The sequence below is a fragment of the Tenacibaculum sediminilitoris genome (assembly GCF_964513795.1).
Classification (GTDB): Bacteria; Bacteroidota; Bacteroidia; order Flavobacteriales; family Flavobacteriaceae; genus Polaribacter; species Polaribacter sediminilitoris.
The window spans coordinates 21,082-35,764 of the sequence record NZ_CAZEQR010000014.1 but is presented as its reverse complement, the minus strand read 5'-3'; the positions used below and the strand labels follow the sequence as shown (position 1 = coordinate 35,764).

General features: G+C 32.0%; 11 protein-coding genes and 1 pseudogene. 4 read left to right on the top strand and 8 right to left on the bottom strand.

The window, feature by feature from the left end; genetic code table 11:
- The 3 genes from ACKTSW_RS06115 to ACKTSW_RS06105 all read left to right on the top strand — a co-directional run.
- A partial coding sequence (locus ACKTSW_RS06115) for a hypothetical protein (RefSeq protein ID WP_408024394.1) occupies positions 1–218 on the top strand: 218 nt, incomplete at its 5' end.
- Positions 219–1,050: 832 nt separating this feature from the next.
- Positions 1,051–2,736, top strand: coding sequence for an RHS repeat domain-containing protein (locus ACKTSW_RS06110; RefSeq protein ID WP_408024393.1), 1,686 nt, complete (start codon positions 1,051–1,053; stop codon positions 2,734–2,736).
- Positions 2,726–3,598: a hypothetical protein gene (locus tag ACKTSW_RS06105; RefSeq protein WP_408024392.1), complete on the top strand. Its 873-nt coding sequence runs from the start codon at positions 2,726–2,728 to the stop codon at positions 3,596–3,598. The genes ACKTSW_RS06110 and ACKTSW_RS06105 overlap by 11 nt, the downstream gene beginning before the upstream one ends.
- Positions 3,599–3,840: 242 nt before the next feature.
- Here ACKTSW_RS06105 and ACKTSW_RS06100 read toward each other — a convergent pair whose 3' ends face one another.
- Positions 3,841–4,179, bottom strand: coding sequence for a helix-turn-helix domain-containing protein (locus tag ACKTSW_RS06100; protein ID WP_408024391.1), 339 nt, complete (start codon positions 4,177–4,179; stop codon positions 3,841–3,843).
- 87 nt (positions 4,180–4,266) lie between these two features.
- Between ACKTSW_RS06100 and ACKTSW_RS06095 the strand changes: the two are divergent.
- Positions 4,267–4,464, top strand: a pseudogene (locus ACKTSW_RS06095) (IS1 family transposase); the annotation flags it as partial.
- A gap of 12 nt (positions 4,465–4,476) precedes the next feature.
- On the opposite strand, the gene ACKTSW_RS06090 reads toward ACKTSW_RS06095, so the two are convergent.
- The 7 genes from ACKTSW_RS06090 to ACKTSW_RS06060 form a co-directional block, all read right to left on the bottom strand.
- On the bottom strand, positions 4,477–5,079 hold the full coding sequence (locus tag ACKTSW_RS06090) for a DUF4230 domain-containing protein (RefSeq protein WP_408024390.1): 603 nt from the start codon (positions 5,077–5,079) through the stop codon (positions 4,477–4,479).
- Positions 5,080–5,122: 43 nt separating this feature from the next.
- A complete protein-coding gene (locus ACKTSW_RS06085; protein WP_408024389.1) occupies positions 5,123–5,716 on the bottom strand; it encodes a lipoprotein signal peptidase in 594 nt (197 codons plus the stop codon).
- Positions 5,717–5,844: 128 nt separating this feature from the next.
- Positions 5,845–7,740, bottom strand: coding sequence for a M61 family metallopeptidase (locus ACKTSW_RS06080; RefSeq protein ID WP_408024388.1), 1,896 nt, complete (start codon positions 7,738–7,740; stop codon positions 5,845–5,847).
- Between the two features lie 75 nt (positions 7,741–7,815).
- A complete protein-coding gene (locus ACKTSW_RS06075; protein ID WP_408024387.1) occupies positions 7,816–8,382 on the bottom strand; it encodes a hypothetical protein in 567 nt (188 codons plus the stop codon).
- Positions 8,383–8,510: 128 nt separating this feature from the next.
- The gene (locus ACKTSW_RS06070; RefSeq protein WP_408024386.1) at positions 8,511–8,888 is read right to left on the bottom strand and encodes a TraR/DksA family transcriptional regulator; all 378 of its coding nucleotides are present in this window, start codon (positions 8,886–8,888) and stop codon (positions 8,511–8,513) included.
- A gap of 4 nt (positions 8,889–8,892) precedes the next feature.
- Positions 8,893–12,300, bottom strand: a complete 3,408-nt coding sequence (gene ileS, locus ACKTSW_RS06065) for an isoleucine--tRNA ligase (protein WP_408024385.1) — start codon at positions 12,298–12,300, stop codon at positions 8,893–8,895.
- Positions 12,301–12,411: 111 nt separating this feature from the next.
- Entirely contained in the window at positions 12,412–14,676 is a 2,265-nt protein-coding gene (locus ACKTSW_RS06060) for an OmpA family protein (protein ID WP_408024384.1), read from the bottom strand.
- Positions 14,677–14,683 lie beyond the last annotated feature (7 nt).

Here is a 14,683-nt window from a genome sequence, read left to right as displayed (position 1 = left end):
TTAGAGATAATCCCTTTACCAAATTACAAGCCGCCAGAGTCTTAAGAAAATCCCTACGCAGTATTGATAGGTATCTACAACTCTGGACACACCTACAACTCATTGAAAAAACCAATATCAAACACGGCAGTAAACACACTTATAAATTATTGGGCTATCAACAAGCTAACTACGAAGAAGAAGCCGAAGGATTTATAGATTTACAATACAGAACCTAAAAAAGCTTCGCTCCACTCCGTTCCGCTCGCTAAACAACCAATCAAGACGGAGAACCCCCACCGCTTCCCACCGCACCTGTACTTTAGGGCATCCAAGGCAATTACAGCCTATTGTATTTTGTAGCGCCCACGACATCATCCAACCACAAGGCCCAAACAAAAATACGCTAGCGCAACATTTTTGTTCGTTCCTTGTTAACTACAAAATCCAAAAAGCTGTAGCCGAGGCGCTAGCCCCAAAGTACCCCAAGCTATGTTAACATAACGGGCAGTTATAATACTCTTACGTAAACTCCAGGGTCTATAACGCCATTATGTTAAATAGCCGCTTCCAGCCTCAAATCGCCACCGTTACTGCCAACGCACTATGAAAAAACAAGTCATTTTAAAAACATAGGATTACTAGCCGCAACGCCAGCCTCTAAATCCTATATTTTTAAAACGTTCAATCTTCAAAACGTTTTAAAAAGCAACGGAACAGCGGTTGCTAATGCGGATGAGTTCCATTGCTTTTTAAAATGCTTACTTCTTCACAACCTCCACTAAAAAAGCGGTGGATGGTGCGGATATTTAACATAGTTGTATTATAGTACGTTCGCTGTTCGGATGGTGTGCGGGAGTAGTACTATAATGCCCAATTATGTTACATAGCTTGGGGATATATCCGACTAATTTTTTTACATTTACCAGACGATGTAATGCAGGCAGGACGTTCTTTTTACAAATTTTCTGGAGATATATGCGGTAAAAAAGGGTATGCGGAGAAAAAAAACGCAGTGATTTATTTAACTTTAGTATCAACTACAACAAGCCTCAAAATGGTGCTACTCCCTTGTTTAATGGGAATATAGCAGAGACTTCTTGGAGTACCTTAAGTGTAAATAATACGTCGAATCCTGTGAGTACTAATTATCGATACCAATACGACGCTCTGAACAGAATCACAGCAGCCACTAGTGATGCAGGCGGAAATTATAATCTTTCAGGGATTACCTATGACAAAAATGGAAATATCCTAACACTTCAAAGAAGAGGTCATACACAGTTAGACGGAAATGGAAATGTTACAGGTTTTGGATTGATGGATAACTTAAAGTATGATTACAATGATACTAATGTTGGTAACAAACTCGTAAAAGTTCAAGAACTCACTGGCGGTAGCCCAACCTATGGATTTAAAGACAGTACAAATACCAATAATGATTTTGAATATGATCAGAATGGAAATATGATTGTTGATAGAAACAAAGGAATTACAGGTATTACCTACAATCACCTAAACTTACCAGTAAATGTAACTTTAGCAGGCGGTACGATTAATTATACCTACGATGCTGCGGGGAACAAACTGAGAAAGGTAGCTAACAGTACCACTACCGACTATGCAGGTGGCTTTAAATATGTAAATGGTACGTTACAGTTCTTTAACCATGCAGAAGGATACGTGTCTCCTAAAAACACTAATGATATATCACAAGGATTTAACTATGTGTATCAATACAAAGACCATTTAGGGAATGTAAGACTATCATATTCAGACAATAACAATGATGGGGTTATTACGGCAAGTTCTGACCCAAATACCAATGAGATTATAGAGGAAAGTAATTACTATCCTTTTGGCTTAAAACAAAAAGGGTATAATGGAGCTTATAATCCGATAGGAAACTCATTAGCTCAAAAATGGGGTTATAATGGTAAAGAGTACCAAGACGATTTAGTTGGAGGAAAAAACTTAAACTGGCACGATTTCGGTGCTAGAAACTATGATGCCACCATAGGTAGATGGATGAACTTAGATCCACTAGCCGAACAAATGCGTAGACACTCACCATACAATTATGCGTTTAACAATCCAATTTATTTTATCGACCCTGATGGAATGGCCCCGAAAAGTGGTATAGGAGATTGGATAAAGAAAAAAGTAAATCAAGTTAAAAGTGCTGTTGTAAAAGAAGTTAAAAGACGGGTTGTAAAAGCTGTTAGTGCTTATATTATCTCAAAAGTTGATGATGCAAAAGACGCAATAGGTAAGGTTAAAGCAAAGATTAAAAATGCAGCAGAGTCTATAAAGCTTAAAGATGGAGGAGGAATAGCATTTAGTGATGGAGGTCATGGTACAGGAGGTTTGGTAAAAGGTAGAAAAGGAAAAACAGATACATGGATTGATGCAGGAGGAGCTATTTCGGCGGTCACAACTGTTGCAGGGAGGGGAAAGAAAGGAAGCCCTGGAAATGGTAGTGGCAAAGGTACTTTTGGAGAAAATGTAAATACAATATCTGATGTTATGAATAATATTACCCAAACGGTTAAAAAAGGAGGAGATGCTGTAAAAAATATTGCTCAGAATACGGGAGAGCAAGAGAAAACAAACACAGTAAGTGTAATTAATAATGAAACAGGAGTCATGAAAACATCAATAGAGCCAGTTACTGAAACTCAGTCTCAATTAGACTCTGCCAGAGTAGCAAAACCAAATGTAACAGTAAGAATTAATAGACCTGATGATGAAAAATAATATTATAGTTATTATTTTAATATTTCTTATATACTACTCATGCAATCTAGATGATAAGTTAAATAAAGCTTATTATCCTTCTGGTAATTTAAAGTTTATTGAATATTTAGGAGATGCTAAAAAATTAGATAGTAGTTATTGGTATTATGATAACTCAAAAAAAGTGTTAAAAACAAAGGTTCTAAGAAGATTGAGTTATGATAGTATAATTCATTATTATAAAAATGGAAATACTTTTAATACTGGAAAAGAAACTTTTGATGGTTTAAAATTTGGCAATTGGACACGTTATACTAAAGAAGGATATAAAAGTGATATCAGAGAATACTTTATAATTAAAAACAAAAGTATTATAAATAGGCGATTCTATTTCAATAAACAAGGAGATACAGTTTGGTATGGTAGAAAGTTTAATCGTTATGATCAAAATGAATATAGAAGAGATACTACACCATCTAGAAATTCTATTATGGTATTTTTTGATTTTTATCATGGAGATACCATTAGTTTAAAAGAACCTTTTGCTTCTAGTGTAAGGTGTGGAACTCCTTTACTAAGAGAATATAATTCGGAGATTACTATGTTATTAGCAAAAGAAGATGATAACTTTAATGAAAGGTTTTCTAATGAAAATGAGGTGAAACTAGATACCTTTCGTAACATTAAATATGATAAGGATAATATAGATAATTTTACTGGTCCAGATAAACAGTATGTGGCAGTATTTGGCAGATGGTTTAAAACGCCTGGAGAAAAGACTTTAAGAGGTTATATGTTAGAACACGCAAAAAATGATTCTGTAAGTTTAGAGCGTAGAGTTTATTTTGAGAAGAAGATTTATGTAAAAGATACTATAAAATAAAAAACCAGATAGCGCGGATTTAACGTAGTGTAATCCGTGCCGAGTTTGTGTAAGCTATAACAGTAATTAACATACAAATAAAAGAGAAGCCATAACATTAGTGTTGTGGCTTTTTTATGCGATAGATTTAAGTTTTACCCCCGCTCCCGCTAGAATCCTTTCTAGTGGCGGTTAAGAGTAAGCAATTAGAACTTAATTTTTAAAATAGAGATAAAAGCCACAGCAGCGATGTTGTGGTTTTTTTATGCGATAGATTTAAGTTTTACACTTTTAATTAAAGCATCCAGCGTATAAAAAATATGTTTTTTATCTTCTTCGTTAAACTCTGAAATATCTTGAAAGCGTTTTAACATCTCAGGGTCTTTAAAAAGTTCAGCATTATCATTTTCTCCAAGTAAATAACCAACAGATGTATTAAGAAGTTTAGCAAGTTTCTTTGCAGTATCAACAGAAGGTGTCATTTTATCAAGTTCATAACGAGAAACGACACTAACAGAGGTGTTTAACTGGTTGGCTAGTTCAGTTTGTGACAATCCAAGTTCTTTTCTTAAAATAGAAATACGTTTACCAAATGACAACATATAAATTACACTTAAACGGTTATAAATACACGTAAATTACGGTATATGGCAAATACACAACCCTTAATCGATTAAAAAAAGTATAATAAAATTTATACTGATAAGTTAACCACTTATCCAAGTTTGATTCCAAAAGAAATTCACAAACGATTTCAATATTGTACAAACAAAATTGAACGAATAAATTTAAATCTAAGAACTCATATTAAAAGATTAAGTAGAAAGACAATTTATTTTACTAGAAATCAAAAATATTTAGAGGCACATTTGAAAATATACTTTTGAGAATAAATAAATTTAATCTCTTAAAGTTAGCGGTTCAAAAACACCAGAATTCGTATTATCTACCACTTTCCAATTGTAAATTTTAGAGAGTTGGTAAATTTTTGACAATTCTTCAAATAAACGAATTTTAGCGTCTTTTTGTAGTCGAGATACTGTTATTGTTGATTTAATCTTTTCAATTGCTTTAGCATTGAGTCTATTCAGTTCCTTTTTAGAAAAAGTATTAAACTGACTTTGTTGTAAATCAAAATATTTAATATCTGGAGATATGACAAGTTCTTCTTTAGGGATTTTATTAATAATAATTCGCTTACCAATACTGTCTACCTGTATTTCAAGTTCTGATAAATCATAGCCCACTTCAACTTTAGCATTCACAGAAAGCATTGCTTTTTTCTCAAAGGTAAGATATCCGTAAAAATATTTTTTTGCATCCGTAAAACTGTACATTTCAGAGAAATTTCCTTCTGAAACCACTAGTTTACTTAGATTTTGAATTCCGTTTAAAACAACTTGAATTTCTTCTTGCTCATGCTTTTCTTCCTTTTTTTCATACCAGAATTTTGCTATTAAAAAACCAAATACAAAAACAGCTATATATTTTAGTAAACGCATCGTTTTCTTTTTCTATAAATATAGCAAAAGTATCTAAACAGCTTTACGAAACTTGCTTTGTTTCTTTTTCTTCTTTTGGAAATGCTTGTTTATTGAAAATAAATAACAAAGCCACTCCTATAGTAATCCAAGAATCTGCTCCGTTGAAAATAGCATTGAAAAAAGTAAAGTTTTCACCTTCATAAATAGGAAAGTATAACATATCCACTACTTTTCCGTAAAATAATTCTCCATAAGGTTTGTCAGAAAAAAGTGTGGCTACATTATGGTACGAAGTATCGAAAATTACACCATAAAAAACAGAATCGATAATATTACCTATTGCCCCCGCTAAAATTAATGCAATGGCAATTATAACGGTCGTATGTGCTTGCTTTTTTATCGTTTGCCACAACCAATACACAATAGCTGATACTGCAATAACTCGAAACAAAGTTAAAAACAACTTACCTGCTTTTCCTCCAAATTCAAAACCCCATGCCATACCATTATTTTCGGTAAAATGAATTCTAAACCAATCTTGAAAAACAATGACTTCTTCTCCTAATTGAAAATGCGTTTTAATGTATATTTTGCTTATTTGGTCAATTAAAATTGCCAAAACTACTGTAAGTATTGCAATGTGTTTTTTAGACATTATTTCTATTTAATGGAAACAAAAATAAGAAAACTATTCTTATATTTTTTTACTAGTTTTTTTAGAAAAAAAAGACCAATAACTTTTAATCGTATTGGTCATTTTTTCTACTTGTTTTTAAAAGAATATTATCCTTTTAACCAAGCTTTTCTTAGTTCTTTTTGCTTTTGTGTTGCATTCGGATTATCTTTTAAACTAGTTCCTCTGGTATATGATTGCGTTAAGGTTGTTTTAATAACCACCTCTTTACCATCTCTTTCTAATTTTACCTCAACTTCATTTCCTGGTTGCCACATAAACATTTTTGTAAAAATCTGATTTGCGTTTTCCTTTGTTAGTTTAGTACCATCTACTTCTATGATTGCATCGTTAGGTTGTGCTCCATTTTCAGCCCAAAAACTATTATCTTTTACTGCTTTTGTAAATCGGATAGTTTGTGTTGCTTGATCTGGTCTAACAATAATTGCTCCATTATTTTGGATATAATTTGTTTTTACTTTTGACTCATTTAGCATTAATCCTGCTTTAGCAAAAAACTCATTATAATTAATTGGTGTACCTCCTACTACATGTGTGTTTAAAAACGCTCCTATTGATGGGTAAGTCATTTCAGTAATTTCTTCAATTAACTTATCATCTTCAAATGGCTTATTTTTTCCGTATTTTAATGATAGTTCTTTCATTAATGATAATACACCTCTATTCCCATTGCTTTCTTCACGCATTAAAATATCAATACACATACCTACTAAAGCTCCTTTTTGATAAACATTATAATACTGAGAAGCATACGGTTCTTCCAATACATTTTCGCTCATCTTAGTAAAGCTCATAGAGTCATTCATAGAAGATGCTGTTTTAACTTTACTCATAACTTTACTGTAAAATTCATCTTCTGTAACTAACCCTTGATTTACTTGAAAAAGTGTTGCGAAATATTCTGTAATTCCTTCATACATCCATAAGTGTTTAGAAAATGTTGGTTGGTTGTAATCAAAATAATGTACGTCTTCTGAATGTACACTCAACGGAGTTACAATATGGAAAAACTCATGAGATACTACATCTATCATACTTTTTGATAAAGCTTCATCTGGCATTGCTTCTGGTAATACTACTACAGTTGATGTATGGTGTTCTAATGCTCCAAACCCTTTAGGTGCTTTTTCGGTTCCGTCAGATAAGTATAAATAAATATCGTAACGAGCAGTACTATTAACACTTCCTAAGTATGCTTTTTGTGCTTGCATCATTTTTTGCATAACTTTTTTAAGCTTCTCTGCTGAGTGCTTTTTGTTTGGAGAGTATACGCTTAATACAATTTTAATATCACCAACTTTGAACTCTTCTACATCTAGTTCTCCATAAAACATTGGATTATCGGTAATATCAAAATAACGTGGCGCAAAATAACTTGATGTTAATGTTGAACCATCTTCGCTTGTTTTTGTTCCTACTTCTTGTAATGCAGAAGTTCTTGTAAAATTAGCCGGTGAAACAACATCTAATTTATACTGATTGTTTTTTAAAGAATCAAAATACCCCACAAACCCGTGAAGATTTAACACATAATTTGTAGGCTCAATATTTGTTCCTGCAGGTGAAAATGGGGTATCTCCTCCAATTCCTCCTGAAACTTCCATATCAAAAGTATCGTTTACTAAATAGGTTACTTTATCTAATTTTTGAGCATTTGTAATTTCCCAAGTATTAGTATCAACTTTTGTAGCTTCTAATTCGTTTCCTTCATAGTCTAAAGCCTTAAAGCTGTCTACATATTTACCAAAATCACTCACAGAATATGTTCCTTGTACAACTCTTGGTAGTCGATATGTTACTTTTTCAACTGTAAACCTACCTGGATTGATTGTTACTGGTACTTTATCATTATTCACCTTTGTTAAATCTAAGGTTGTTACTATTGGTGTTTGAACAGCTAAATCGTTTGTTGTCTTTTTTATAGAATTACAGCTTGTTAATAGTAATGCTGTAATGACTGCTGTGGTTAGTATACTTTTATTCATTTCTTAGTTTTTAATTAACCGTTAGACAAAATAATTTATGTTTTGTTACGTATAAATGTTATAAATTTTTGTTAATTATTGTAGCGCTATGTTAATGTTAGCATGAATTGATTTTACCGTGAGTGTTTTAGAATTTGATATATTTTCATTTAAAAAAGGAGATGCTTTTTTCTCTCCATTTATAAGAATTGTTCCGTTGTTAGTAGTTAAGCTTAACTTACTTTTTAAACGTATGTGTGCAAATACATTTCCTTGGAAAAGATGCACATTTGCATTGCCTATAGTAGTATTCAGTTTTACATTTCCTCTTTCAATATAAATTCCTAAATCCCCTTCATAACTTTTTGAAGTTACTCCAATGGTTTTACCATAAATTGTTATGCTTTTACCTTTAGGCACTTTTATAACTACTCTGGCTCTTTCTAGTCTTCTTGTAATATATTTTCTAAAAACCTCTTCTTTGAAACTTGAAATATTTAACTCAAACGCTACCGTGAGCACTTCTCCCTCATTTTTAAAAAGTATATTATGTGTATGTGGGTTTTCATCGAGTAAAATTACCTCTAATATATTATTTTCAGAATTCTCTATTACAATATCGTCCAACCCGTAGGTAATTACTTCAAGTTCGTGCGCTAACATTGTTCTTTTCTGTATTATTTTTTCTTGACAGTAAAGAAGTTGAGTGCTTAGAACAAGTAATAACAACAGGTGTTTTTTCATACAAAAAAAGCCTCTAAAAGAGGCTCTATTTATGTTAATTTTAAAAGTTATTGTTTTCGTTTTGCTTCAATACTTAAAGTAGCATGTGGTACTAACTTTAAGCGTTCTTTTTGAATTAACTTACCTGTAACTCTACAAATTCCATATGTTTTATTTTCAATACGAATTAATGCGTTTTTTAAGTCACGAATAAATTTTTCTTGACGAATAGCTAACTGCATATTTGCTTCTTTAGCCATAGTGTCCGATCCTTCTTCAAAAGATTTAAATGTTGGCGATGTATCATCGGTTCCATTATCTGAACCATTTTTATACGATGCTTGTAATAATTTTAAGTCTTCTTCAGCCTTTTCAATTTTCTTTTGAATGATTTCCTTAAACTCTAGCAAATCACTATCTGAATATCTTATTTTAACATCATCCATAATGCTATATTTTTTCAATTAACATTCTACTTTTAATGGCATCAAACTCAATTTCTGTGCCATTTTTTAAATCATTAACAAAAACTAATTCATTTGTCAATGTTTCTGCTTTAATGTAGTTTTCATTAGCCAATACCGATTCTCTTAAATCATCAGCTTGTAAAATGGTTAATTTTATTTTATCGGTTACTTCTAAACCTGTGTCTTTTCGTGCGTTTTGAATTCTATTAATTAATTCTCTTGCCACACCTTCTTTACGTAATTCGTCGTTTATTGTAACATCTAAAGCAACAGTTAACCCTTCTGCATTAGCCACCAACCATCCTTCGATATCTTTTGATGAAATCTCCACATCAGCGGTTTCTAAAGTAATCAATTTATCATTAATTTCCACAAAAACCTCACCTTCTTTTTCTATTTTGATAATATCTTCTTGGGTAAACGCTTGTATTTGGCTAGCTATCAACTTCATATCTTTTCCAAACTTAGGTCCCAACGCTTTAAAATTTGGTTTAATTTGTTTCACCAAGATTCCTGAAGCATCATCTAATAGTTCTATTTCTTTAACATTAACTTCCGATTTTATTAAGTCTGCTACTGCTAAAATTTCTTCTTTTTGCGTTGCATCTAAAACTGGAATCATAATTTTTTGTAATGGTTGACGTACTTTAATTTTCTCTTTAGCTCTTAAAGATAGTACTAATGATGAAATAGTTTGTGCGTTTTCCATCTTACGTTCTAACGACTTATCTACTAAATCAGCATTGTATTTTGGAAACTCTGCAATGTGTACACTTTCAAAATTTTCTTTTCCTGTTGCTCTTGTTAAATCTTTATATAAACGATCCATAAAGAAAGGCGCTACTGGAGAGCCTAATTTAGCAACTGTTAACATACAAGTGTATAACGTTTGGTATGCTGATATTTTATCTTGTGCATACTCCCCTTTCCAGAAACGTCTTCTACATAAACGTACATACCAGTTACTTAAATGATCTTGTACAAAATCAGAAATTGCTCTAGTTGCTTTGGTTGGTTCGTACTCAGTATAAAATTTATCTACCTTCTGAACTAATGTATTTAATTCAGATAAAATCCAACGGTCAATTTCTGGTCGTTCATGAATAGCTATTTCAGCTTCGCTATAGGTAAAATTATCAATGTTTGCATATAATGAGAAGAATGAATACGTATTATATAAGGTTCCAAAGAACTTACGTTTTACCTCTTCTATTCCTGCTAAATCAAATTTTAAGTTGTCCCATGGATTCGCATTGGATATCATGTACCAACGTGTAGCATCAGGGCCATATTCAGCCAACGTAGTAAACGGGTCTACCGCATTTCCTAAACGCTTCGACATTTTTTGCCCGTTTTTATCTAATACCAATCCATTAGATACCACATTTTTATATGCTACAGAATCAAATACCATCGTTCCAATAGCATGCAAAGTATAGAACCATCCACGAGTTTGATCTACTCCTTCTGCAATAAAGTTTGCTGGGTAACTTTCTTTATTATCTATTAATTCTTTATTTTCAAATGGGTAATGCCATTGTGCATAAGGCATAGAACCTGAATCAAACCAAACATCAATTAAATCGCTTTCACGGTGCATTGGTTTTCCTGAGGCAGAAACTAAGATAATTTTATCAACTACATTTTTGTGTAAGTCGATTTTATCATAGTTCTCTTCCGACATATTCCCCACTTCAAAATCAGCGAAAATATCTTCTGACATTATGCCTGCATCTACCGATTTTTGAATTTCTGCTTTTAACTCAGCTACAGAACCAACACAAACTTGCTCTGTTCCTTCTTCTGTTCTCCAAATTGGCAACGGAATTCCCCAAAAACGAGAACGTGACAAGTTCCAATCATTCGCATTTTTTAACCAGTTACCAAAACGCCCTTCTCCTGTAGATTTTGGTTTCCAGTTAATGGTTTCGTTTAAATCGAACATTTTATCCTTTACATCGGTTACCTTGATAAACCAAGAATCTAAAGGATAATATAAAATTGGCTTATCTGTACGCCAACAGTTTGGATAACTGTGTACGTATTTTTCAACCTTAAAGGCTTTATTTTCTTCTTTTAATTTTATTGCTAACTCTACATCTATCGATTTTTCTGGTGCTTCACCATCAGCATAGTATTCGTTTTTTACATATTTCCCTGCAAATTCTCCCATTTCTGGACGGAATTTTCCTTGTAGATCTACTAACGGAACTGGGTTCTCATTTTCATCTAACACCAACATTGGTGGTATTTCTGGTGTTGCTTGTTTTGCTACCAAAGCATCATCTGCTCCAAACGTAGGTGCTGTATGTACAATACCTGTACCGTCTTCGGTAGTCACAAAATCTCCTGAAATTACTCTAAAAGCATTTTCTGGGTTTTGGTACGGTAATGCATAGGGTAATAATTGATTGTACTTAATTCCTACCAAATCTTTTCCTATAAACTCTTTTATAACTGCATATGGAATTTGTTTATCTCCTTCCGTATAATTTGCTAATTCAGCAACGTCTTCGACTTGATTAAATTTCTTTCCTGCAAATTGTTTAGATACTAAGTTTTTAGCCAACACTACTTGAATTGGCTCAAAAGTATATTGGTTGAATGTTTTTACTAAAACGTATTCTATCTTTGGCCCAACTGTTAATGCTGTATTTGATGGAAGTGTCCATGGAGTTGTTGTCCATGCTAAAAAGTGTACATCTCCTTCAACTTGTATAAACTCTGGTAACGTTTCTTTAATTGTTTTAAACTGAGCTACTACTGTGGTATCGGTAACATCTTGATAGGTTCCTGGTTGATTTAACTCATGCGAGCTTAACCCTGTTCCTGCTTTTGGTGAATACGGTTGAATGGTATATCCTTTATACAACAAATCTTTATTATAGATTTGTTTTAACAACCACCAAACCGATTCCATATATTTTGGTTTATAGGTTATATATGGATCGTCCATATCTACCCAATATCCCATTTTTTGAGTTAGGTCATTCCAAATATCGGTATAACGCATTACCGCTTTTTTACACGCTTCGTTATATTCTTCAACCGTAATTTTGGTTCCAATATCTTCTTTGGTAATTCCTAATTCTTTTTCAACCCCCAACTCTACAGGTAAACCGTGTGTATCCCATCCTGCTTTACGCTTAACTTGGTATCCTTTTTGGGTTTTATATCGACAAAAAATATCTTTAATGGCACGTGCCATTACGTGGTGAATTCCTGGTAAACCGTTTGCTGAAGGTGGACCTTCAAAAAACACAAATGGTTCGTTTCCTTCACGTGTAGTAATACTTTTTTCAAAGATGTTGTTTGCTGACCAATAGTTTAATATTTCTTCTGCTACTTTTGGTAAATCCAATCCTTTGTATTCAGTAAACTTTTTACTCATTTTGTCGGTGTATTAATTGAATGTGCGAAATTACGTATTTTCTTGTAATTCTTGAATTTGAGATACAAAAAAACGGTTCTTACGTAAGAACCGTTTTTTATAGTGTTTTTTTTATTCGTTTCGTAGCAGAGCTTCTTTTATATCTATTTTTTTTCCGTCAAAAAAAGGCACAATATAAGCATCTTTATACCCTATCTTTTTTACTTTATTTCTTACTTCTTTTGCTTTTTCATAAGATGTAGAAACGCAACAAAAGTATTTATAATATCTACCTATACGGATTACTTCGAGGTTATCTAAATTAGGGAAAAGATTCTTTTTATTTGGGCTACTTGAAATACCAACTTGAACTCTATATAACAATCTGTTATTTATTTTTTCATTCTTGTCTTTATCTTCTTCATTTGTTAATTTATCGTGAAGTTCATCTGCATCACTATTTATAGCTATTACACCTTCTCCTTTAGTTATATAAAAATAGGATCTTCTGTTTTTTTGATGCTCTTCTTCTGTACATTTTCTTTGGTTAGCATCATTACAATCATTTAGTAATTGCTCTTCTCCATAGCCTAGGGCACTTTCAATTCTATTTGCTCTTATACCTCTAGAGATAATATAATTTCTTGTAGCTTTTGCTCTTTTGTCTGACAAGAATTTATTATATGCTCTTTTACCTCTACTATCTGTATGTGATTCTATTTTTATTACCATTTCAGGATGGTTTTCCATTACAGTTACTACATGTTCTAATTCATGTGCTGCATCATCTCTAATATTAAATTTTCCAAAATCAAAATAAATTGGATTAATTACAATCTGTCCTCCAACAATTAATGGTTTTAAGGTTAAGTTTTTACTAACCTTTATTTTATCATTTTTAGAGATGCGTATTTTTTCCATACTACTCTTATAATCATCCTGCTCTGCTACAACAACAAAATCTTTTTCACATTCAACTTCAATAAATGTATAATTTCCATTCTCTCCTGTCACCTTCTTAGCTACAACTTTACCTTCTGAGTCTATTAACTTAACAACTGCTCCTTGTATTGGGTTCTCATTACTTTCATCAGATACAATTCCTGTAATATCCTCTTTACATTTGTATAACATAAAGCTATAAATATCATCATCTCCTTTACCTCCTTTTCTATTTGAAGAAAAGAAACCACTGTTCTTTTCTCTATCTATTACAAAAGCAAAATCATCATAGGAACTGTTTATAGGAACTCCTAAATTTTTGGGGTTTGTATAGGTTTTATCTTGCATTTTAGATTCAAAAACATCAAGTGCTCCTAAACCCAAATGCCCATCTGATGCAAAATATAAGGTTTTGTCTTTTGTTACAAAAGGAAACATTTCTCTTCCTTCTGTGTTAATTTCAGCTCCTAAGTTTTCTGGAGTACTGTATGTGTCATTTTCTAAAATAGATACTTTATAAATATCTGTTAAACCAAAGCCATTTGGCATATCTGAAATGAAATATAATGTCTTTTCATCTAGACTTAATGCTGGATGCCCTACAGAATAATTATCGTTATTAAATGGAAGTTTTCTTATATGTTCCCATTTTCCATTTATATTTTCAGCTTTGTATATTTTAAGGTTAGCTACCTCATTAGTTCCTCCTATTAATTTTTCTCCATCAAAGCTTGTTCTCGTAAAATACATCGTTTTACCATCTGATGTAATAACCGCATTTGATTCATGGTATTTTGAACTTATTGACTGTACCCTCTCTTCGTTTGTTAAATCTACTGTTTGATTTTCATCATCAAAAAGCTCTTCTGCTTTGTAAATATTTAGATGGGGTTGCTTATTCCAATTATAAATTTTATCTTTTTCTCCTATAGGTTTTGTTGAAGCAAAATAAAATAAGTTTTGATAAATAAAACCTCCAAAATCTGAATACTTTGTGTTTAGTGAAAGGTTTTTAATGTTTACAAAGACTTTCTTTTCACTTTTTGTATAATCACTAAAGTAATTTTCATTTTCTTTTAAAGCTTTACCTCTACTATCATTTCTGTTAATTTTACTAAACTTTAATAGCCATTTGTCAGATTCTTTAATCTTTCCATTACTTTTTAATGATTGTGCATATCTAAAAAAGTACTCTGATGCTACTTGTCCTTCATATTTACTCATCAACGTTGCATACCATTTTTCAGCGTTTGTAAATTCTGAATTAAAATAGTAAGAATCTCCTAACTTGCTTAAAATTTCATATGACTCGTCTCCTTTATTATAAATTTTTTCATAAAGTTCTGCTGATTTTTTATATGCAAAATCTTCAAAATACTTATCTGCCGTATACTTTCTTTGTCCTAGGCAAATACTAGCAAGAAAAATAAAAACTACTGTTATTATTTTTTTCATAAAACCT

Coding starts and splice junctions, on each gene's coding strand:
- ACKTSW_RS06085 (WP_408024389.1), bottom strand. CDS start 5,716: ATGTCTAAAAAACACATTGCAATACTTACAGTAGTTTTGGCAATTTTA.
- ileS (WP_408024385.1), bottom strand. CDS start 12,300: ATGAGTAAAAAGTTTACTGAATACAAAGGATTGGATTTACCAAAAGTA.
- ACKTSW_RS06105 (WP_408024392.1), top strand. CDS start 2,726: ATGAAAAATAATATTATAGTTATTATTTTAATATTTCTTATATACTAC.
- ACKTSW_RS06060 (WP_408024384.1), bottom strand. CDS start 14,676: ATGAAAAAAATAATAACAGTAGTTTTTATTTTTCTTGCTAGTATTTGC.
- ACKTSW_RS06075 (WP_408024387.1), bottom strand. CDS start 8,382: ATGTTAGCGCACGAACTTGAAGTAATTACCTACGGGTTGGACGATATT.
- ACKTSW_RS06070 (WP_408024386.1), bottom strand. CDS start 8,888: ATGGATGATGTTAAAATAAGATATTCAGATAGTGATTTGCTAGAGTTT.
- ACKTSW_RS06080 (WP_408024388.1), bottom strand. CDS start 7,740: ATGAATAAAAGTATACTAACCACAGCAGTCATTACAGCATTACTATTA.
- ACKTSW_RS06090 (WP_408024390.1), bottom strand. CDS start 5,079: ATGCGTTTACTAAAATATATAGCTGTTTTTGTATTTGGTTTTTTAATA.
- ACKTSW_RS06100 (WP_408024391.1), bottom strand. CDS start 4,179: ATGTTGTCATTTGGTAAACGTATTTCTATTTTAAGAAAAGAACTTGGA.